Source organism: Streptomyces sp. Y2F8-2 (genome assembly GCF_014905555.1).
Classification (GTDB): domain Bacteria; phylum Actinomycetota; class Actinomycetes; order Streptomycetales; family Streptomycetaceae; genus Streptomyces; species Streptomyces cynarae.
In genome coordinates this window covers 169786-188206 of the sequence record NZ_BNGS01000001.1, presented here as the reverse complement: position 1 = coordinate 188206, position 18421 = coordinate 169786, and the positions used below count along the sequence as shown (strand labels likewise).

At 71.8% G+C, this 18421-nt stretch carries 19 protein-coding genes and 1 riboswitch; of the genes, 11 read left to right on the top strand and 8 right to left on the bottom strand.

From position 1 onward, the window contains the following. Nucleotides 1-17: 17 nt before the first annotated feature. From macS to SY2F82_RS00855, 3 genes are all read left to right on the top strand, one after another. A complete protein-coding gene (macS, locus tag SY2F82_RS00865; RefSeq protein WP_200416967.1) occupies nucleotides 18-1262 on the top strand; it encodes a MacS family sensor histidine kinase in 1245 nt (414 codons plus the stop codon). A 50-nt stretch (nucleotides 1263-1312) separates the two neighbouring features. Next, nucleotides 1313-1960: a response regulator transcription factor gene (locus SY2F82_RS00860; RefSeq protein ID WP_200417752.1), complete on the top strand. Its 648-nt coding sequence runs from the start codon at nucleotides 1313-1315 to the stop codon at nucleotides 1958-1960. 187 nt (nucleotides 1961-2147) lie between these two features. Next, the gene (locus SY2F82_RS00855; RefSeq protein WP_200416966.1) at nucleotides 2148-3176 is read left to right on the top strand and encodes a 6-phosphofructokinase; all 1029 of its coding nucleotides are present in this window, start codon (nucleotides 2148-2150) and stop codon (nucleotides 3174-3176) included. Between the two features lie 79 nt (nucleotides 3177-3255). Here SY2F82_RS00855 and SY2F82_RS00850 read toward each other — a convergent pair whose 3' ends face one another. Continuing rightward, nucleotides 3256-5157, bottom strand: a complete 1902-nt coding sequence (locus SY2F82_RS00850) for an anthranilate synthase family protein (protein ID WP_200416965.1) — start codon at nucleotides 5155-5157, stop codon at nucleotides 3256-3258. A gap of 101 nt (nucleotides 5158-5258) precedes the next feature. Next, nucleotides 5259-5321, bottom strand: coding sequence for a trp operon leader peptide (locus SY2F82_RS39775; protein WP_351226422.1), 63 nt, complete (start codon nucleotides 5319-5321; stop codon nucleotides 5259-5261). 100 nt (nucleotides 5322-5421) lie between these two features. Between SY2F82_RS39775 and SY2F82_RS00840 the strand changes: the two genes are divergently transcribed. Together SY2F82_RS00840 and SY2F82_RS00835 are read left to right on the top strand one after the other, a co-directional pair. Then, on the top strand, nucleotides 5422-6774 hold the full coding sequence (locus SY2F82_RS00840) for a class II 3-deoxy-7-phosphoheptulonate synthase (RefSeq protein WP_200416963.1): 1353 nt from the start codon (nucleotides 5422-5424) through the stop codon (nucleotides 6772-6774). Between the two features lie 118 nt (nucleotides 6775-6892). Next, nucleotides 6893-7135 (top strand): bacterioferritin-associated ferredoxin, encoded by a 243-nt coding sequence (locus SY2F82_RS00835; protein WP_200416962.1) that lies wholly within the window; start codon nucleotides 6893-6895, stop codon nucleotides 7133-7135. A gap of 40 nt (nucleotides 7136-7175) precedes the next feature. Here the strand turns inward: SY2F82_RS00835 and bfr are convergent, their stop codons facing one another. Beyond that, nucleotides 7176-7655: a bacterioferritin gene (gene bfr, locus SY2F82_RS00830; protein ID WP_103843029.1), complete on the bottom strand. Its 480-nt coding sequence runs from the start codon at nucleotides 7653-7655 to the stop codon at nucleotides 7176-7178. Between the two features lie 153 nt (nucleotides 7656-7808). On the opposite strand from bfr, the gene SY2F82_RS00825 reads away from it, so the two are divergent. Continuing rightward, entirely contained in the window at nucleotides 7809-8441 is a 633-nt protein-coding gene (locus SY2F82_RS00825; protein ID WP_200416961.1) for a sulfite oxidase-like oxidoreductase, read from the top strand. An 18-nt stretch (nucleotides 8442-8459) separates the two neighbouring features. On the opposite strand, the gene SY2F82_RS00820 is transcribed toward SY2F82_RS00825, so the two are convergent. The 5 genes from SY2F82_RS00820 to thiO all read right to left on the bottom strand — a co-directional run bounded on the left by SY2F82_RS00820 (nucleotide 8460) and on the right by thiO (nucleotide 13620). After that, nucleotides 8460-9359 carry a deoxyribonuclease IV gene (locus SY2F82_RS00820; protein WP_200416960.1) on the bottom strand — a complete coding sequence of 300 codons (900 nt, stop codon included), beginning with the start codon at nucleotides 9357-9359 and terminating at the stop codon, nucleotides 8460-8462. Nucleotides 9360-9411: 52 nt separating this feature from the next. Beyond that, nucleotides 9412-11325 carry a Stk1 family PASTA domain-containing Ser/Thr kinase gene (pknB, locus tag SY2F82_RS00815; protein WP_200416959.1) on the bottom strand — a complete coding sequence of 638 codons (1914 nt, stop codon included), beginning with the start codon at nucleotides 11323-11325 and terminating at the stop codon, nucleotides 9412-9414. 100 nt (nucleotides 11326-11425) lie between these two features. Next, the gene (locus SY2F82_RS00810) at nucleotides 11426-12220 is read right to left on the bottom strand and encodes a thiazole synthase (protein ID WP_200416958.1); all 795 of its coding nucleotides are present in this window, start codon (nucleotides 12218-12220) and stop codon (nucleotides 11426-11428) included. A 3-nt stretch (nucleotides 12221-12223) separates the two neighbouring features. After that, entirely contained in the window at nucleotides 12224-12424 is a 201-nt protein-coding gene (gene thiS, locus SY2F82_RS00805) for a sulfur carrier protein ThiS (protein ID WP_200416957.1), read from the bottom strand. Next, nucleotides 12421-13620: a glycine oxidase ThiO gene (gene thiO, locus SY2F82_RS00800; RefSeq protein WP_200416956.1), complete on the bottom strand. Its 1200-nt coding sequence runs from the start codon at nucleotides 13618-13620 to the stop codon at nucleotides 12421-12423. Before thiO ends, thiS begins: the two co-directional genes overlap by 4 nt. After that, nucleotides 13618-13730, bottom strand: a riboswitch (TPP riboswitch). Its footprint overlaps the gene before it by 3 nt. A 124-nt stretch (nucleotides 13731-13854) precedes the next feature. Here thiO and SY2F82_RS00795 point away from each other — a divergent pair. The 5 genes from SY2F82_RS00795 to SY2F82_RS00775 all read left to right on the top strand — a co-directional run bounded on the left by SY2F82_RS00795 (nucleotide 13855) and on the right by SY2F82_RS00775 (nucleotide 18404). After that, nucleotides 13855-15081 (top strand): NAD(P)/FAD-dependent oxidoreductase, encoded by a 1227-nt coding sequence (locus tag SY2F82_RS00795; protein ID WP_200416955.1) that lies wholly within the window; start codon nucleotides 13855-13857, stop codon nucleotides 15079-15081. An 81-nt stretch (nucleotides 15082-15162) separates the two neighbouring features. Then, the gene (locus SY2F82_RS00790) at nucleotides 15163-15528 is read left to right on the top strand and encodes an Rv2175c family DNA-binding protein (RefSeq protein WP_200416954.1); all 366 of its coding nucleotides are present in this window, start codon (nucleotides 15163-15165) and stop codon (nucleotides 15526-15528) included. Between the two features lie 186 nt (nucleotides 15529-15714). Beyond that, a complete protein-coding gene (gene thiE, locus SY2F82_RS00785) occupies nucleotides 15715-16365 on the top strand; it encodes a thiamine phosphate synthase (protein WP_200416953.1) in 651 nt (216 codons plus the stop codon). A 118-nt stretch (nucleotides 16366-16483) separates the two neighbouring features. Beyond that, complete coding sequence (gene metF / locus SY2F82_RS00780; protein ID WP_200416952.1) at nucleotides 16484-17407, top strand: methylenetetrahydrofolate reductase [NAD(P)H]; 924 nt, start codon at nucleotides 16484-16486, stop codon at nucleotides 17405-17407. Nucleotides 17408-17462: 55 nt separating this feature from the next. Further along, nucleotides 17463-18404, top strand: a complete 942-nt coding sequence (locus SY2F82_RS00775; RefSeq protein WP_200416951.1) for a hypothetical protein — start codon at nucleotides 17463-17465, stop codon at nucleotides 18402-18404. Nucleotides 18405-18421 lie beyond the last annotated feature (17 nt).

The following is an 18421-nucleotide window of genomic DNA, read 5'->3' as shown; positions in this document are numbered from 1 at the left end:
CGGAAAAGAGGGGGGACATGGCCAAGCGCGAGCGTGTCATCAGGATGTCCGTCGAGCAGCCGCTGTGGCGTGCCCTGGCCGGGTACCGGGTCCTGACGATGCTGTACGCGATCGGGTTCTTCGCGACCGCCTACGACACGTTCACCCGGCCCTGGCCGGCGATCGCCTACTACCTGGTGCTGAGCGTGTGGACCCTGGCCACGCTCCCCCGGGTCGCGAACGCGGCGAGCTGCACCAGGTGGTTCCTGGCCGTCGACCTCACCATCGCGCTCACCGGCATCCTCCTCACGCCCGTCGCCGCCTCGCACGAGCGGATCGCCTCGGGCGGCCCGACCCTGCCGTCGATATGGACCGCCGGGTCGGTCCTGGCGTACGCGCTCAAGGGCGGCTGGCGCTGGGCGGCCTTCGCCTCCACACCGGTCGCCGCGGCGAACCTGATCGAGCGCGGCTCCCCGGCCCGGGACACCGTGCACAACGTGGTCCTCGTCTGGGTCGCCTCCATCGCGATCGGCTACGTCGTCGAAGTCGCCCGCGCCTCGGAGCGCACCCTCGCCCGCGCGCTGGAGATCGAGGCCGCGACCCGGGAGCGGGAGCGCCTGGCCCGGGGCATCCATGACAGCGTGCTCCAGGTGCTCGCCATGGTGCAGCGGCGCGGCACCGCGCTCGGGGGTGAGGCCGCGGAGCTGGGCCGGCTGGCCGGGGAGCAGGAGGTGGCGCTGCGCACCCTGGTCTCCGGGGGCCTGGTGCCGCCGTCGCGGGTGTCGGAGGACGCGGCGCTCGGCGCGGTCGTCCGCGCGGTCGACGAGCCGGACGCCGAGGAAGGCCCGGTCGACCTGCGCACCCTGCTCGCCCGGTACGCGGGCGCCCGGGTGACGTTGTCCGAACCGGGCTGCCCGGTGCCGCTCGCCCCGGCCGTGGCACGGGAGTTGGCCGCCGCTGTCGGTGCCGCCCTGGACAATGTCCACCGCCACGCGGGGGAGGGCGCCCGCGCCTGGATCCTGGTCGAGGACGAGCCGGAGGGGATCGCGGTGACCGTGCGGGACGACGGGCCCGGCATCCCGGAGGGACGCCTCGCCCGCGCCGAGCAGGAGGGACGCCTCGGAGTGGCCCAGTCGATCCGCGGCCGTCTGCGCGACATCGGCGGCACGGCCGAGTGGATCTCGGTCCCGGGTCAGGGCACGGAAGTGGAACTGAAGCTACCGAAGGCCGTGAGGGACGGGCAGGACCTGAAGGCGGCACGGGGGAAGGCGGAGCAGCGGTGACGGAGAGCAGCACGACGACGGACGATCCGGGGCAGGGCCCGGTCAGGGTCATGGTGGTCGACGATCACCCCATGTGGCGGGACGCCGTCGCGCGTGACCTCGCCGAGTCCGGGTTCGAGGTCGTCGCCACCGCGGGGGACGGTGAGCAGGCCGTGCGCCGGGCCCGAGCCGCCTCGCCGGACGTGCTCGTCCTGGACCTCAACCTGCCGGCCAAGCCCGGCGTCCAGGTCTGCAAGGAACTCGTCGGCGCCGACCCGGCGCTGCGCGTGCTGGTGCTGTCGGCCAGCGGCGAGCACGCGGACGTGCTGGAGGCCGTGAAGTCGGGTGCGACCGGCTACCTGCTGAAGTCGGCGTCCACTCAGGAGCTGATCGACGCGGTGCGCCGCACGGCGGTCGGCGACCCGGTGTTCACCCCGGGCCTCGCGGGGCTCGTCCTCGGCGAGTACCGCCGCCTCGCCTCCGAACCGGCCCCCGCCGCCGGCGCCGACGAGCCGAAGGCACCGCGGCTGACCGACCGTGAGACCGAGGTGCTGCGCCTGGTCGCCAAGGGCCTGAGCTACAAGCAGATCGCCGAACGCCTGGTGATCTCGCACCGCACCGTGCAGAACCACGTCCAGAACACCCTGGGCAAGCTCCAGCTGCACAACCGGGTGGAGTTGGTCCGGTACGCGATCGAGCGGGGACTCGACGGCGAGTAGGCCCCGGCCGGGCCGCAAAGGAACCCCGACCACGTCAATCTCCGGAGGGGTGTCCCGCTTTCGGGTGGATTGACGGTGATCAACTGCCGGACAATTCACCGGAATTGACCTTCCCGCCCATGCCGAAGTGACCTGGGTCACTATTAGCGTGACCTGCACCAGGCAACCGCGGCGAAGGGACATTTCCATGCGGGTCGGAGTACTGACCGGAGGCGGCGACTGCCCCGGGCTCAACGCCGTCATCCGGGGCATCGTGCGCAAGGGCGTGCAGGAGTACGGCTACGACTTCGTCGGCTTCCGGGACGGCTGGCGGGGTCCCCTCGAAGGCGACACCGTCCGGCTCGACATCCCCGCCGTGCGCGGCATCCTGCCCCGCGGCGGCACCATCCTCGGCTCCTCGCGCACCAATCCCCTCAAGCAGGAGAACGGCATCCGCCGCATCAAGGACAACCTCGCCAAGGAGGAGGTCGACGCGCTCGTCGCGATCGGCGGCGAGGACACCCTCGGGGTCGCGGCGCGCCTGTCCGACGAGTACGGCGTCCACGTCGTCGGCGTGCCCAAGACCATCGACAACGACCTGTCCGCCACGGACTACACCTTCGGCTTCGACACCGCCGTCAACATCGCGACGGAGGCGATCGACCGCCTGCACACCACGGCGGAGTCCCACATGCGGGTACTGGTGGTGGAGGTGATGGGGCGTCACGCGGGCTGGATCGCCCTGCACTCCGGGCTGGCCGGCGGCGCCAACGCCATCCTCATCCCCGAGCAGCGCTTCGACGTCGACCAGGTGTGCGCCTGGGTGACGTCCCGGTTCAAGGCGTCGTACGCGCCGATCGTGGTCGTGGCCGAGGGGGCGATGCCGAAGGACGGCGACATGGTGCTCAAGGACGGGTCGCTGGACTCGTTCGGGCACGTCCGCCTCTCCGGCGTCGGCGAGTGGCTGGCGAAGGAGATCGAGAGGCGCACCGGCAAGGAGGCCCGGACCACCGTGCTCGGTCACGTCCAGCGCGGCGGCACGCCCAGCGCCTTCGACCGCTGGCTCGCCACCCGCTTCGGCCTGCACGCCATCGACTGCGTCCGCGAGGGCGACTTCGGGAAGATGGTCGCCCTGCGCGGCACGGACATCGTCCGCGTCCCCCTCTCCGAGGCCACCGCCAAGCTGAAGACGGTCGACCTGAAGCTGTACCAGGAGGTCGGCGTCTTCTTCGGCTGACGTCGCCCCTCGAGGAACCCGGCCGGGGCGGTCCCACCCCGGCCGCGCCCTCCGCGTCTGACACAGCGCCGGTCGCCCTCTACAGTGCCGGCCGCCGCTCCGCGAACGGGCTCGTGCCCGCGGCGGCCAGCCCGTCCAGCAGCTCCCGTACGACGCCCGCGCCACCCACCGACAGCACCGACTCCGGGTGGAACTGCACCCCGGCGAACCCGCCCCCGCGCAGAGCGTGGACCTCCCCGGTCGCGCTGCGGCTGACCTCGACCCCGTGCGCCGCCAGCTCGGCCGCCGCGTCGTCGTCACAGCGCGCCACGAAGCTGTTGTAGAAGCCGACGGTCTCCCGCCGCCCGAACAGGTCGATCTCCGTCTGGGCGCCCTGGTACGGAACCTCCTTGCGGACGATTTCGAGGCCCAGCTCGGCCGCGATCAGCTCATGGCCCAGGCAGACGCCCAGCACCCCGTGCCGGTGGCCCCGGATGACCTGGGCCGTCAGCTCCCGCAGGAACCGCATCTTCGGATCGGCCAGGTCCGAGGGGTCGCCCGGCCCCGGCCCGAGCACCACGGGACCGGAGTGGGCGAGCACCGCCTCCCGCAGCCCCGGCTCGTCGTACCGCCGTACGGTCACCTCCAGACCGGTCGAGCGCAGGACGTGCGCGAGCATCGCGGTGAACGTGTCCTCGCCGTCCACGACGAACGCGTGCCCGGTCAGCTCCGAGGCCCGCTCCTGCATCCGCAGCCAGAAGGGGGCGAGCTTCTCCCGCCGCCCGTCCAGCGCCGCCCGCACCCGCGGGTCCTCCGCCAGGTTCGGCCGTACGAGTTCCTCGCGCGGCCGTCCGGGCCGTACCCCCAGTGCCGCCAGCACCCCGGCCGCCTTGGCGTGGGTCTCCGCGACCTCGTTCGCCGGGTCGGAGCCGCGCACCAGCGTGGCCCCGACGGGCACCCGCAACCTTCCTGCGCCGCTCTCGGCTTCTCCGGCGATGTCGGCGGTGCGGATGAGGATGGGGGAGTCGAGGGTCTGCGCGCCTCCGGCGTCCCGGCCGAGCAGCGCCAGCGCCCCCGCGTAGTAGCCCCGGCCCCCGACCTCGTGGCGCTCGATCACCCGGCAGGCGTTCTGCACGGGAGACCCGGTGACGGTCGCCGCGAACATCGTCTCCTTCAGCACCTCGCGCACGTCCAGCGTGGACTTCCCGCGCAGCTCGTACTCGGTGTGCGCCAGGTGGGCCATCTCCTTCAGGCGCGGCCCGACGACGACCCCGCCCATGTCACCGACCGTGCACATCATCTTCAGCTCCTCGTCGACGACCATCGACAGCTCCTCGATCTCCTTGCCGTCGGCCAGGAAGCGGAGCAGGTCCTCGGGGGTCGGGCCGCCCGCGGGATAGCGGTAGGTGCCGCTGATCGGGTTCATGACGACCGTTCCACCGGACATCCGCACATGCACCTCGGGGCTGGCCCCCACCAGAGTCCGGTCACCGGTGTGCACGACGAAGGTCCAGTACGCGCCCCGCTCCCCGACCAGCAGCCGCCGGAAGAGTGCGAGGGCGTCGGCCCGTCCGAACCCCGGGATACGGCCCTCGTACGTCCGCCGGATCACGAAGTTGGCGCCCTCGCCCCGCCCGATCTCCTCCTCCAGCACCCGCCCGACGATCCCGGCGTACTCCTCGTCGGGGACGTCGAAGCCGCCGTCCTCGACCCGGACGTCGTGCCCGGGCAACTGCGCCAGTGCCTGCTCCAGGGGGATCTCGTACGACTCCTCGGGCGTGAGCGCCAGCAGCGGTGTGCCGTCGTCGCGGACGTCGAAGCCGCGCTCGCGGATCTGGCGGTACGGGATGAGGGCGAGGGCCTCGTCGGGCAGGTCGGCCAGGCGCTCGAAACGGCCGACCGGGCCGGTCAGCACCTCGACGGTGTCCTGGTCGCGCCCCGGGGTGCGGCGGCGCAGCAGGGCGAACGGGCGGGGGTCGTCCAGCAGGTCGAACAGGTTCATGGGCGGTGTCCTTCTCAGTGAGGTGAGAGGGAACGGCCCGGTCGCGAAAACGCCGAAGGCCGCCCCTCGGGCGGCCTTCGCGAAGTCGTGCGTACGCGCAGTCAGTGGGCCGCCGGACGAGCGGTCCACCACCAGTTCTGGTTCTGGGTCGAGTGCGCGAACATGTCCCGCACCCTACACGAACGCCCGTCCCGGACGGGACGACCCGTCTCATCAGTCGAGCGCATCGATAAGCGGTGGACACGACCCCGTAATGTTTAGGGGGTGACCGTGAACGCTAAGACCAGCGCCAGCGCTGGCAACACCTGGCGAGACCTGCCCGCGGCGCAGCAGCCCGAGTACCCCGACCCCGAGGCTCTGCGCAAGGTGATCGCGGACCTCGCGTCGTATCCGCCGCTCGTCTTCGCGGGCGAGTGCGACCAGCTGCGCGCCCGGATGGGAGCCGTCGCCAGGGGCGAGGCGTTCCTGCTCCAGGGCGGCGACTGCGCCGAGGCCTTCGACGCGGTGTCCGCCGATCACATCCGCAACAAGCTCAAGACGCTGCTCCAGATGGGCGCCGTGCTCACGTACGCCGCCTCGGTGCCGGTGGTGAAGGTCGGCCGTATCGCCGGCCAGTACTCCAAGCCGCGCTCCAAGCCGACCGAGACCCGCGACGGGGTGACGCTGCCGGTGTACCGGGGCGACTCCGTCAACGGCTTCGAGTTCACCGAGGAGTCGCGGATCCCGGACCCGGAGCGCCTGAAGCGCATGTACCACGCCTCGGCGTCCACGCTGAACCTGGTGCGTGCCTTCACCACCGGCGGCTACGCCGACCTGCGCCAGGTGCACGCCTGGAACCAGGACTTCGTGAAGTCCTCGCCGTCCGGCCAGCGCTACGAGCAGCTGGCGCGCGAGATCGACAACGCGCTGAACTTCATGCACGCCTGCGGGGCCGACCCGGAGGAGTTCAAGACCGTCGAGTTCTACTCCTCGCACGAGGCGCTGCTGCTCGACTACGAGTCGGCGCTGACCCGCACCGACTCCCGTACCGGGCAGCTGTACGACGTCTCGGCGCACATGGTGTGGATCGGTGAGCGCACCCGGCAGATGGACGGTGCGCACATCGAGTTCGCCTCGAGGATCCGCAACCCGATCGGCATCAAGCTCGGCCCGACCACGACGGCCGAGGAGGCGCTGCGGTACATCGACCGCCTCGACCCGGACCGCGAGCCCGGTCGGCTGACCTTCATCGTCCGTATGGGCGCGGACAAGATCCGTGACCGGCTCCCCGAGCTGGTGGAGAAGGTCACGGCGTCCGGCGCGGTGGTGGCCTGGGTGACCGACCCGATGCACGGCAACACGTTCGAGGCGGCCTCCGGGCACAAGACCCGCCGCTTCGACGACGTGCTCGACGAGGTCAAGGGCTTCTTCGAGGTCCACAAGGGGCTCGGTACGCACCCGGGTGGCATCCACGTGGAGCTGACCGGCGACGACGTCACCGAGTGCGTGGGCGGCGGCGACGAGATCTTCGTCGACGACCTGCACCAGCGCTACGAGACGGCGTGCGACCCGCGGCTGAACCGCAGCCAGTCGCTGGACCTGGCGTTCCTCGTCGCGGAGATGTACCGGGACCAGTAGCCCGCGGGCGCCGACCGACGCGAGTGGGGCGCGGATCACACGATCCGCGCCCCACTCTGCTGTTGCACCCCCGGCGGGACAGGTAAGGTTAGGTTTGCCTTATCGATCTCGGCGGGAGGTGTACCGCGTGTATGTCTGCAGTTGCTTCGGCATCACCGAGCAGCAGGTGAGGCAGCACGCGGAGAACGGCGCCTGCACTCCGCGGCAGATCGCCTCCGCCTGCAAGGCGGGCACGGACTGCGGTTCCTGCGTACGGAGGATCCAGGCGCTGCTGGGGCGCGGCGCGTGCCCCCGCCCCGAGATCGCCGAGCCGGCGCTGTCCGGCCTGGCCGGCCTCTCCGGCCTGGAAGAAGCCGCGTAGGGCCTTTCGTTTGGATCATGCCGGATCCAAACGAAAGACCCTAGCTCTCCGGCTGTTCGATGACCTGGGAGATGTACAGCGCGTCGCCCAGCTTCTCCAGCAGGTCCAGCTGGGTGTCCAGGTAGTCGATGTGGTGCTCCTCGTCCGCCAGGATCGACTCGAAGATGTTCGCGGAGGTGATGTCGCCCTTCTCCCGCATCACCTTGATCCCGCGCCTGAGCCGGTCGATCGCCTCCACCTCGATCTGCCGGTCCGCCTCGAACATCTCCCTGACGGTCTGCCCCACCCGCACATGGAAGAGTCGCTGGTAGTTCGGCAGGCCCTCGAGGAAGAGGATGCGGTCGGTGAGCACCTCCGCGTGCTTCATCTCGTCGAACGACTCCCGCCGCGTGTACCTGGCGAGCTTGTACCACCCGAGGTTCTCCTGCATCTTCGCGTGCAGGAAGTACTGGTTGATCGCGGTCAGCTCACCGGTGAGCTGCTCGTTGAGGAATTCGATGACCTCTGGGTCGCCCTGCATGGCGGGGATCCTTCCGGGCGGGGACGAGCGGGCTGCGCCGCATCATGGCACTGGCTCCCAGGAGCGTCCAGTAAGTTCACGCTTAGTATGAGATGTCCCAAATTGAAACCGGGCTGGTCATGTGCACCCTCCGCGGTCTGTCAGGATGGAGTCATGGGTCATCCGGTGGAGCGCGAATCTGGAGAAACGGCACGGTCACAGCTTCCGCCGGGACAGCGACTCCAGCGGGGCTGGCCGGTCACGCACTACGGTCCCGTGCCCAAGTTCCGCTCCGAGCGCTGGGAGTTCCGGGTCTTCGGCGCCACCGCGGACGGCGAGAAGCGCTGCTGGAACCACGAGGAGTTCACGTCACTGCCGTACGCGACCGTCGTGGCCGATCTGCACTGCGTGACGAAGTTCAGCATGGTCGGCGCCGAATGGGGCGGCATCCCGGCCCGTACCATCCTGGAGATCGCCCCGCCCGCGCCCACCGTCACCCACGTGATGGTGTGGGCGGAGTACGGATTCAGCTCCAATCTGCGCCTGTCCGACTTCGCCTCCGACAGCACGATCTTCGCCACGCACAAGGACGGCGAACTGCTCACCGCGGAACACGGCTTCCCGCTGCGCCTGATCGTGCCGCACCTGTACGCCTGGAAGGGCCCCAAGTGGGTCCGCGGCGTCGAGTACATGACCACCGATCGGCGCGGCTTCTGGGAGGAGCGCGGGTACCACAACATCGGTGACCCGTGGAAGGAGCAGCGCTACTCCTACCAGGAGGAGCCCGGGGACGGCCCCGAGCTCTGACCCCGGGGCGGCTACGGGTCAGCCGTCCCGCAGCTTCTTCAGCCGCTCCACGTCCGCCGCGTGCCCTTCCTTGCGACCGGGCGTCTCGATGATCAGCGGCACGCCCTCGGTAGCCGGGTGCGTCATCAGCGCGCGGAACGGGGCCTCGCCGATGTGGCCGGCGCCTATGTTCGCGTGACGGTCCCGGTGGGCGCCGACCGCCTCCTGTGAGTCGTTGGCGTGGATCAGTTTGAGCCGGCCCTCGCCGACGGTGTCCACCAGCAGGTCCAGCGTCTGGTGCGCCCCGTCCGGCCCGGTCAGGTCGTGCCCGGCCGCGAAGATGTGGCAGGTGTCCAGGCAGACACCGAGCTTGGGATGGGCGTCCAGGGCCTCGAAGTACGGCCCGAAGTCCCAGGTGCGGGAGCACAGTGAGGCCCCCTGGCCCGCGGTCGACTCCAGCAGCAGCCACGGGTCGTCGTCGTGCGTCAGCTCGTCCAGCAGCGGCAGCATGCGCTCCCGTACCTGCTTCAGCGCCACCGAACGGTCCCGGCCGCCGGTCGCGCTGCCGGTGTGCACGACCACGCCCCGCGCCCCGATCCGGCGGCCGCGCCGCAGCGAGTGCCTCAGCGACTCCACCGACCTGTCCACGGTCGCCTCGGTGTGCGAGCCGAAGTTGATCAGGTACGGCGCGTGGACGTACACCGGGACGGACTCGGCGGCGCACGCGGCCCGGAACTCCTCGTCCTGACGCGGACTGCCGACGGGCGTCGCCCAGCCGCGCGGGTTGGCCACGAAGACCTGTACCGTCTCGGCCCCGATGTCGCGGGCGTAGGCCAGCCCGACGGAGTTCAGCCCACCGGCCACCGGGACGTGGCTGCCGATCGGGTTGCGGGAGGGGCCGAAGGATCCGGGGGCGCCGGGGGACTGCTCAGTGCTCACCCCCCAAGGGTGTCACGCCGTCCCGGGCGCCCGGTCCTCGGCCATCGGCCTGCTAGCGGATCTTGATCGTGATCGTCGAACCCTTCGGAGCCTTGTCCCCGCCCTTGACCGACTGGCTCTTCACCGTGTCGCCGAACAGGCCCAGCAGACCCCGGTCCTCCTCGACCTGGAAACCCGCGGCCTCGAGCGCCTTCTTGGCGTCGTCGACGTTCTGCCCGGTCACGTCCGGCACCTGGACCATCTCGGGGCCCTTGGAGAGCGTCAGCGTGACGGTGTCGCCCTCACCGGCCTGCTTGCCCGCGCCCGGCGACTGCTGGGCGACCTTCCCGGCGTCGTACTCGGAGGTGACCTGCGTGTCGGCGATCTTCACCTGCAGGCCCACGTCCTGGAGCTGTGACGTCGCGTCCTCGATGGAGGCGCCCACCACGTCGGGCACGTCCACCGGGCTGCCCTTGCTGACGGTGAGCGCGATCGCCGAACCGCCGTGCCGCTCGGTCCCCGCCTCCGGGTCCGTGCCGATCACGGAGCCCTTGGGCACGTCCTCGCTGAACGCCTGTGTGACCATGCCCGGCACCAGGCCGTCCTTCTTCAGCCGGGCCTGCGCCTGGTCCAGCGGGTAACCCTTCAGATCGGGCACCTGCACCGTCTCGGGACCGTCCGAGAGTGTCAGCGTCACCGCGTCGTGGGAGCGGATCCGCGCACCCACCGCCGGATCGGTGCTGATCACCGTGCCGCGCCTCACCGTGTCGCTGTAGGCGTGCTTGACCTGCTTGACCTCGAGACCGGCCTTCTTCAGCCTGGCCCGTGCCTCGCCCTCCGTCTTCGCCAGCAGCGGCGGGACCTTGGTGAACTGGCCCGAGTTGATGTACCAGACCCCCGTGCCCACACCGAACACCACCAGCACGGCGAGGACCAGCGCGTACAGCCCGCGCCGGGGCCGCGCCGGGCGCCGGGGCGGCTCGGGCGGCGGGGTCTGAAGCCGGCTCGTCCGGTTGAGGACGGCCTCCCGGTCCTCGCCCACGGGGCGGGTCGGCAGCAGGCGCGGGATCACGCTCGTGCGGTCCTCGGCGTTGTCGTGCTCCGCGGCGACGGCCCCCGGCGGCACGGCGTCCAGTTGCTCGTCGGTCAGCGCGCCACGGGCTTGGAGCACCTGACCCAGCAGCGCCACCGCGTCCGCCGGGCGCAGCTCGGGGTTGCGCGCGGTCGCCGATGCGACCAGGTCGTCGAGTTCGACGGACAGCCCGGGCACGGCAGCCGACGGCGGGGGCACGTCCTCGTTCAGATGCTGGTAGAGCACCTGGGCGGGGGAGTCGCCGTGGTGCGGCTTGGCGCCGGTCAGCATCTCGTGGAGGACGACCCCGCACGCGTACACGTCGACCCGCGGGTCGGCCGTGCCGTGCTCGATCTGCTCCGGGGCGAGGTAGGAGACGGTGCCGAGGACGGCGCCCGTCGTGCTGGTGACGGTGTCGACGGACCGGACGAGGCCGAAATCGGCCACCTTGACCCGGCCGTCGTCACCTATGAGGACGTTCTCCGGCTTCATGTCCCGGTGCACGAACCCGGCGCGGTGCGCGGCCCCCAGGGCGGCCAGCACCGGCTCCAGGATGTCCAGGGCCGCGCGCGGCTGCAGCGCCCCGCGCTCGCGCAGCACGTCCCGCAGGGTGCAGCCGGCGACGTACTCCATGGCGAGGTAGACGTACGAGCCGTCGGCACCCTGATCGAAAACCTGCACGACGTTCGGGTGGTCGAGACGGGCGACCGACTTGGCCTCCCGTATGAAGCGGTCGACGAACGAGCCGTCGGCCGCCAGCGTCGGGTGCATCACCTTCAGCGCGAGCACACGGTCCAGGCGGGTGTCCAGGGCCCGGTAGACCGTGGCCATCCCGCCGACCGCGATCCGCGCGTCGACGCGATAGCGGCCGTCGAGCACCTGCCCGACGAGAGGGTCCTGAAGGGTCGTATCCACGCTGGTGAGTCTACGAGGGCGCACTGTCACTCACCGTCCGCTGCGAGGACACCGGAGCCCGACTGCAGCCGACCTGTGACGCGACCTCCTCCGGTCCGGCTCAGAAGGCCGGCAGCTCCGGGTCCAGCCGGGCCATGCCCTCCATCGGAGACGACGCCTGAGCGAAGTGCCGGCGCGGGATACGGCCCGCCCGGCGGGCGAGCCGGCCGGCCTCCACCGCGTGCCGCATGGCCTCCGCCATCAGGACCGGCTCCTGCGCCCGGGTCACCGCCGAGGCGAGCATCACACCCGCGCACCCCAGCTCCATCGCCAGCGCCACGTCCGACGCCGTGCCCGCCCCCGCGTCCAGGATGACCGGCACGCGCGCGTGCTCCACGATCAGCTGGAAGTTGTGCGGGTTGCGGATGCCGAGCCCGGACCCGATCGGGGAGCCGAGCGGCATGATCGCGGCGCAGCCGACGTCCTCCAGCTTCCGGGCGAGCACGGGGTCGTCGTTCGTGTACGGCAGCACGGTGAAGCCGTCGTCCACCAGCGTCTCGGCCGCCTCCAGCAGCTCGATCGGGTCCGGCAGCAGGGTCCGCTCGTCGGCGATGACCTCCAGCTTGACCAGATCCGTGCCGAGGGCCTCGCGCGCGAGGCGGGCGGTGAGCACGGCCTCGCCCGCGGTGAAGCAGCCCGCGGTGTTCGGCAGCACCCGGATGCCCAGCTTGTCGAGCACGGACAGGACCGAGCCGTGCACCGAGGCGTCGACGCGCCGCATCGCGACCGTCGTCAGCTCCGTGCCGGACGCCACCAGCGCCCGCTCCAGCACGTCCAGGCTGGGCGCGCCGCCCGTTCCCATGATCAGCCGGGACGAGTAGGTCGTGCCTCCGAGGACGAAGGGATCGTCAGCCATGGGTCAGCCTCCTTGGACGGCGGTGAGGACCTCGACGCGGTCTCCCTCGCTGAGGGACGTCGACGCCCACTGCGCGCGCGGTACGACGGTTTCGTTGACGGCGGCGGCCACGCCCGAGGGGGCGGCGGTCAGGCTCCGCACCACCGCGTCGAGCGCGACACCGGGGGTGACCTCGCGGGTCTTCCCGTTGACCGAGATGTTCATACGGGCTGCTCCGTGACTGCGGCGGCGGTGAAACGCCGGGGGGTGAAGGGACGGGCCTCCTCGGGAAGCTCACCGGTGGTCAGCACGTGCGCCATGATGTCGCCGGTGACCGGGGTGAGCAGGACACCGTTGCGGTAGTGGCCGGTGGCCAGCAGCAGGCCGTCCAGCTCGGTGGGGCCGAGCAGCGGCGCGTTGTCCGGGGAGCCCGGGCGAAGACCCGCCCGCGTCTCGGTGAGGGGCAGCTCGGTGATCCCGGGCACCAGCTCGTGCGCGTCCCGCAGCAGTTCGTACACCCCGCCCGCGGTGACCGTGGTGTCCCAGCCCAGCTCCTCGCTGGTCGCGCCGACCACCAGCTCGCCGTTCTCGCGCGGCACGAGGTAGATCGCGCCACCGCGGACGACGGCGCGCACCGTACGGCTCAGGAACGGCGCGTACCGCTCGGGCACGGTCAGCCGCAGCACCTGCCCCTTCACGGGACGTACGGGCGGCAGGACGTCGTCCGGGACGCCCGCGAGCCGCCCGCTGAGGCTGCCCGCGGCGAGGACGATCTGCCCGGCGGCGAGCTCGGTGCCGTCGGCGGTCCGCACCCCGCAGGCCCGCTCCCGCACCACCGTGAGCCGCTCGGCCCACACCCGGTGGAAGACGACCCCGGCGCGTTCACAGGCCGTCACCAGGGCCGCGGCGAGGCGGCGCGGGTCGATCTGGTGGTCGCCGTCGACCCTGAGCCCCCCGCGCACACCCGGCGCGAGCATCGGTTCCAGACGGCGGCACTCCCGCCCGCTCAGCCACTCCGACTCCAGCCCCGAGCGCTGCTGAAGGGCGTGCAGTTCGCGCAGCTCGGCGCGGTCGTCGGCGTCGAGCGCGACGGCGAGCGTGCCGCAGCGGCGGTGGCCCAGGTCCCGGCCGGTGGCCTCGGTCAGCTCGGCGGCGAAGTCCGGGTAACGGCGCGCGGAGGCGAGGTTCAGGGCGAGCAGCGTCTGCTCCCCGTAGTGCAGCTCGGTGACGGCGGCCAGCATTCCGGCGGCCACCTGCGCGGCTCCGCCGCCCGGCTCCGGATCCACCACGGCCGTGGCGAACCCGCGCTGCGCCGCCCGCCAGGCGGTGACCAGACCGATGATCCCGCCCCCGATGACGAGGACGTCCGACACGGTCGACGCATCGCGCGATGTCGACGGTTCGTCCGGTGTACGCGACATGGGCGTCCAGCCCCTCCCTTCGCCGGCATGACCCGGATCAGGTTCGTACGGTCGGAGGCCGTCCCAGCCTCCCTCTCAGCCCGGTGCGCCGGGCTCCCGCGAGTGCTTACGGTGGCAACCCTAGCCCGCGGAGCGCCGCACTTGTAAGACAGCCTCCCCCCGGCCCAGGGCTGTGCAGGACGTCACTCAGCACGCCCCCTGACTGACAATTCGTCAGTTGTCTATGGTGATCAGGTGAGCGAGCAGACGCAGGCACGGGGCGGTACGGCACGGCGCGTCGTCGTCGTGGGCGCGGGCATGGCCGGGGTGCAGACCGCGGTCGCCCTGCGGGAACAGGGCTTCGCCGGCGGTGTGACGCTGATCGGCGCGGAGCCGCACCAGCCGTACGACAGGCCGCCGCTGTCCAAGGCGGTGCTGCTCGGCAAGGCCGAGGACTCCGCCTTCGACGTCGACTTCGAAGCGCTGGACATCGAGCTGGAGCTGGGCCGCGAGGCGACCGGCCTGCGCCCGGAGGACCACGAGCTGGACACCGAGCGGGGCCCCGTCGCGTACGACGTCCTGGTCATCGCGACCGGGGCCGAACCGATCCGCTTGCCGGGCGCGGAGGGCGTCCCCGGCGTGCATCTGCTGCGCACGCTGGACGACGCCGAGCGGCTGCGGCCGGTGCTCGCCCGGCAGCACGACATCGTGGTCGTCGGCGCGGGCTGGATCGGCGCCGAGTTCGCCACCGCCGCGCGCGAGGCGGGCTGCGCGGTGACCGTGGTGGAGGCCGCGGACCGGCCGCTCGCCGGGGCACTGCCGGCGGAGGTGGCGGCGCCGATGACGGCCTGGTACGCGGACAGCGGGGCCGAGCTGCGCACGCACGCGCGCGTGGAGCGCATCGAGCCGGGGGCGGTGGTGCTGGACGACGGCTCCCGGGTGCCGGCCGGGGCGGTGGTGGTGGGCATCGGGGCCCGGCCCGCCACGGCCTGGCTGGCCGGGTCCGGGATCGAGCTGGGCGTGCACGGCGAGGTGCTGGCCGACGACCATCTGCGCACCTCGTTGCCGGACGTGTACGCGGTCGGTGACTGCGCGTCCTTCCCGTCGGGCCGCTACGAGGAGCGCCTGCTCGTCCACCACTGGGACAACGCCCTCCAGGGACCGCGTACGGTGGCCGCGAACATCATCGGCCAGACACCGGTGGCGTACGACCCGGTGCCGTACTTCTGGTCGGAGCAGTTCGGCCGGTTCGTCCAGTACGTGGGCCACCACGCGTCCGCCGACACGACGGTGTGGCGCGGCGACCCCGAGGGCGCGGCCTGGACGGTCTGCTGGCTTCGCGAGGGCCGCCTGGTGGCCCTGCTGGCCGTGGGCCGCCCCCGGGACCTGGCGCAGGGCCGCCGCCTGATCGAATCGGGCGTCCCCATGAACCCCGCACTGCTGTCGGACCCGTCCCGCCCGCTGAAGGAGGCGACGGCGTAGGGCGCAACCACCCCCTCCGCTCTCACCCCGCCGGAGGCGCTCCGCTTCCGACTGTCAGTCCGGGATGGCACGCTTGATCCCGTGACCGAGATTGACGCAAAGATCGATGCTCTCGTCCCCGCCTGGCTCACCCTGCCCGACATCGCCGAAGCCCTCGGCGTGGAGGTGACCCGGGTGCGGCAGCTGGTCAAGGAGGGCCAGCTCATCGCCGTTCGCCGAGGCGAGAACAAGGCGCTGCACGTCCCCGCCGCCTTCATCGACGGGGACAAGGTGGTCAAGGGCCTGTCCGGCACCCTGACCCTGCTGCGGGACGACGGCTTCACGGTCGAAGAGATGATCGAGTGGCTCTTCACCCCCGACCCGACCCTGCCCGGCACCCCCGCGCAGGCTCTCAGCGAGAATCGCGGCACGGAGGTGAAGCGCCGCGCGCAGGCGCTCGCCGTCTGATCGATCCGGCCTGATCGGACCGGACCCGATCGGACCCGACCCGATCGGACCGGTTCCGGTCTGATCAGGCCGGCACACAAGAACAACCGTCCGGCGTACGGGCCGCGGGCCAAGGGACACGCCCCGGCTCCGGCCGACCGCGCCCCGCCGCGGCCCGTACGCCACCGACAACGGGGGGACACCACCGTGCCCGAAACCGCCCGCACCGCCCGGCTCGCCGACGCCCGCGTCTATCTGTGCACGGACGCACGCAAGCGCCAGGGCGACCTCGCCGAGTTCCTCGACGCGGTCCTCGCCGGCGGCGTCGACATCGTGCAGTTGCGCGAGAAGGGCATGGAGGCCGCCGAGGAACTGGAGCACCTCCAGGTCTTCACCGAGGCCTGTGCCCGCCACGGCAAGCTCCTCGCGGTGAACGACCGCGCGGACGTCGCCCACGCCGCCCGCCCCGACGTCCTGCACCTCGGCCAGGGCGACCTCCCCGTCCCCGCGGCCCGCGCCATCCTCGGCGACGACATCCTCATGGGCCGCTCCACCCACTCCGAGGCGGAGGCCGAGGCCGCCGCCGTCCAGGAGGGCGTGGACTACTTCTGCACCGGCCCCTGCTGGCCCACCCCCACCAAGCCCGGCCGCCCCGCCCCCGGCCTCGGCCTGGTGCGCCACACCGCCGCGCTCGGCACCGGCCGCCCCTGGTTCGCCATCGGCGGCATAGACCTCGGCAATCTGGACCAGGTCCTGGAGGCCGGCGCCCGCCGCGTGGTGGTCGTGCGCGCGATCACGGAGGCGGACGACCCCGGCGCGGCGGCGGCCGAATTCGCCAAGCGACTGCGCGCCGCGTAGGGCGCCCGGAGGCCGGTCCTGCCCCCGTGTTGTCCGATGGGTGGACAACAAGTCGGCAATTCGGGCAAATCGCAGGCGTCCGGTTGGGGGACCGCCGTGCCCTGGCTAACCTGCGACTATGGCCCTCGGAACCGCATCCACGAGGACTGATCGCGCACGGACCGTGCGCGACATCCTCGCCACCGGCAAGACGACGTACTCGTTCGAGTTCTCGGCGCCGAAGACCCCCAAGGGCCAGCGGAACCTGTGGAGCGCGCTTCGAAGGGTCGAGGCGGTCGCCCCCGACTTCGTCTCCGTCACGTACGGCGCCGGCGGTTCCACCCGTGCGGGCACGGTCAAGGAGACCGAGCAGATCGTCGCCGACACGACGCTCACCCCGGTCGCCCACCTCACCGCGGTCAACCATTCCGTCGCCGAGCTGCGCAACATCATCGGCCAGTACGCCGACGCCGGGATCCGCAACATGCTCGCGGTGCGCGGCGACCCGCCCGGCGACCCCATGGGCGAGTGGGTGCCGCACCCCAGGGGCCTGACCTACGCGGCCGAACTCGTCCGGCTCATCAAGGAGTCGGGCGACTTCTGCGTGGGCGTCGCCGCCTTCCCTGAGATGCACCCCCGCTCCAGCGACTGGGACACCGACGTCGCGCACTTCGTCGACAAGTGCCGGGCCGGCGCCGACTACGCGATCACGCAGATGTTCTTCCAGCCGGAGTCGTACCTGCGCCTGCGGGACCGGGTCGCCGCGGCCGGCTGCGAGACCCCGGTCATCCCCGAGGTCATGCCCGTGACCAGCGTGCGGATGCTGGAGCGGCTGCCCCAGCTCAGCAACGCCGCCCTCCCCGACGGCCTTCAGGAGCGGATCCTGGCGGCGAAGGACGATCCGGCGGCGGTACGCTCGATCGGCATCGACTTCGCCACGGAGTTCTGCGCGAGGCTGCTGGCCGAGGGAGTCCCCGGACTGCACTTCATTACACTCAACAACTCCACGGCGACGCTCGAGATCTACGAGAACCTGGGCCTGCACCACCCGCAGCGGGCCTAGACCGCCGCACCCGTATACGACACACTGCGTAGCGGCCACTGGGAGAGGGGCGTACATGGGCTGGACGGTCCTCTACATCGCGTTCGGCATCGTCGCACTGTGGCTGCTCGGTGAGGTGCTGCTGCAGTACAAGGCACGCCTGCGCTGGCGGCTGCTCGCGTTCGTCGGATTCCTCGGCGTCGTGTTCGGCGTGCTCATCCAATCCGTCGTGGTCATCGGCCTGGGCGCCGCCGCCTTCGCGGTCGGGCAGACCTACGTCACCCTGTCGTTCCGCCGCGGCTTCGCGGCCGGCTGGGCCGTCGGCAACCGCCCGCGCGAGGGCACGGGCACCGGCAGCAAGCGCCGCCGGGGCGAGAAGGCCCGTCAGGAGGAGGCGGCGGAGGACACCGACGTCGAGCCGGCGGCCGCGACGACGACCATGCCCGCCGGAACGTACCGCCAGGACGACGCGTACGACGAGGACGACCACGACGACGTCTTCTCCCGCCCGGGGACCGCCCCGACCGCGGAGACCGCGGCCGAGGCCACCGCCGTCTACCAGCCGCAGCCCCTGCCCGAGGAGACCGGCTCCTACGGCGTCTACGCGGATGCCGCCTACGGCACCGCCGGACAGCCCCACGAGCAGCAGCCCCAGGAGCAGCAGGCCTACGCCTACGACGGCTACTCCGGATACGGCCAGCAGCAGCACTACGGCTACGAGGGCGGCCAGGAGCAGTACGGCGGGTACTCCGACCCGTACCAGGGCACGGGGACCTACGGCGGCGGCTCGTACGACACCACGTACGGCGGCGGGCAGCAGTACGGACAGCACGCCTACGGTCAGGACCAGTACGCCACCGGCACCTACGGCGAGACCCCGCCCGGCGGTGTCTGGGTGCCCCAGCAGCGCACCACCGACGAAGCGCTCGGCGGCGAACTCCCGCCCGAGCAGCCGTACCCCTACCAGGACAACGGCACCCCGCACGGCAACGGCTACGACGAGCGCTACCGCTTCTGACGTCCCGGAGCCGTGGA

Excerpts from the sequence above, each read along its gene's own strand:
- macS (WP_200416967.1), top strand. The coding sequence starts at position 18 with ATGGCCAAGCGCGAGCGTGTCATCAGGATGTCCGTCGAGCAGCCGCTG.
- SY2F82_RS00860 (WP_200417752.1), top strand. The coding sequence starts at position 1,313 with ATGGTGGTCGACGATCACCCCATGTGGCGGGACGCCGTCGCGCGTGAC.
- SY2F82_RS00855 (WP_200416966.1), top strand. The coding sequence starts at position 2,148 with ATGCGGGTCGGAGTACTGACCGGAGGCGGCGACTGCCCCGGGCTCAAC.
- SY2F82_RS00850 (WP_200416965.1), bottom strand. The coding sequence starts at position 5,157 with ATGAACCTGTTCGACCTGCTGGACGACCCCCGCCCGTTCGCCCTGCTG.
- bfr (WP_103843029.1), bottom strand. The coding sequence starts at position 7,655 with ATGCAGGGCGACCCAGAGGTCATCGAATTCCTCAACGAGCAGCTCACC.
- SY2F82_RS00825 (WP_200416961.1), top strand. The coding sequence starts at position 7,809 with ATGGGTCATCCGGTGGAGCGCGAATCTGGAGAAACGGCACGGTCACAG.
- SY2F82_RS00810 (WP_200416958.1), bottom strand. The coding sequence starts at position 12,220 with ATGGCTGACGATCCCTTCGTCCTCGGAGGCACGACCTACTCGTCCCGG.
- thiS (WP_200416957.1), bottom strand. The coding sequence starts at position 12,424 with ATGAACATCTCGGTCAACGGGAAGACCCGCGAGGTCACCCCCGGTGTC.
- thiO (WP_200416956.1), bottom strand. The coding sequence starts at position 13,620 with ATGTCGCGTACACCGGACGAACCGTCGACATCGCGCGATGCGTCGACC.
- metF (WP_200416952.1), top strand. The coding sequence starts at position 16,484 with ATGGCCCTCGGAACCGCATCCACGAGGACTGATCGCGCACGGACCGTG.
- SY2F82_RS00775 (WP_200416951.1), top strand. The coding sequence starts at position 17,463 with ATGGGCTGGACGGTCCTCTACATCGCGTTCGGCATCGTCGCACTGTGG.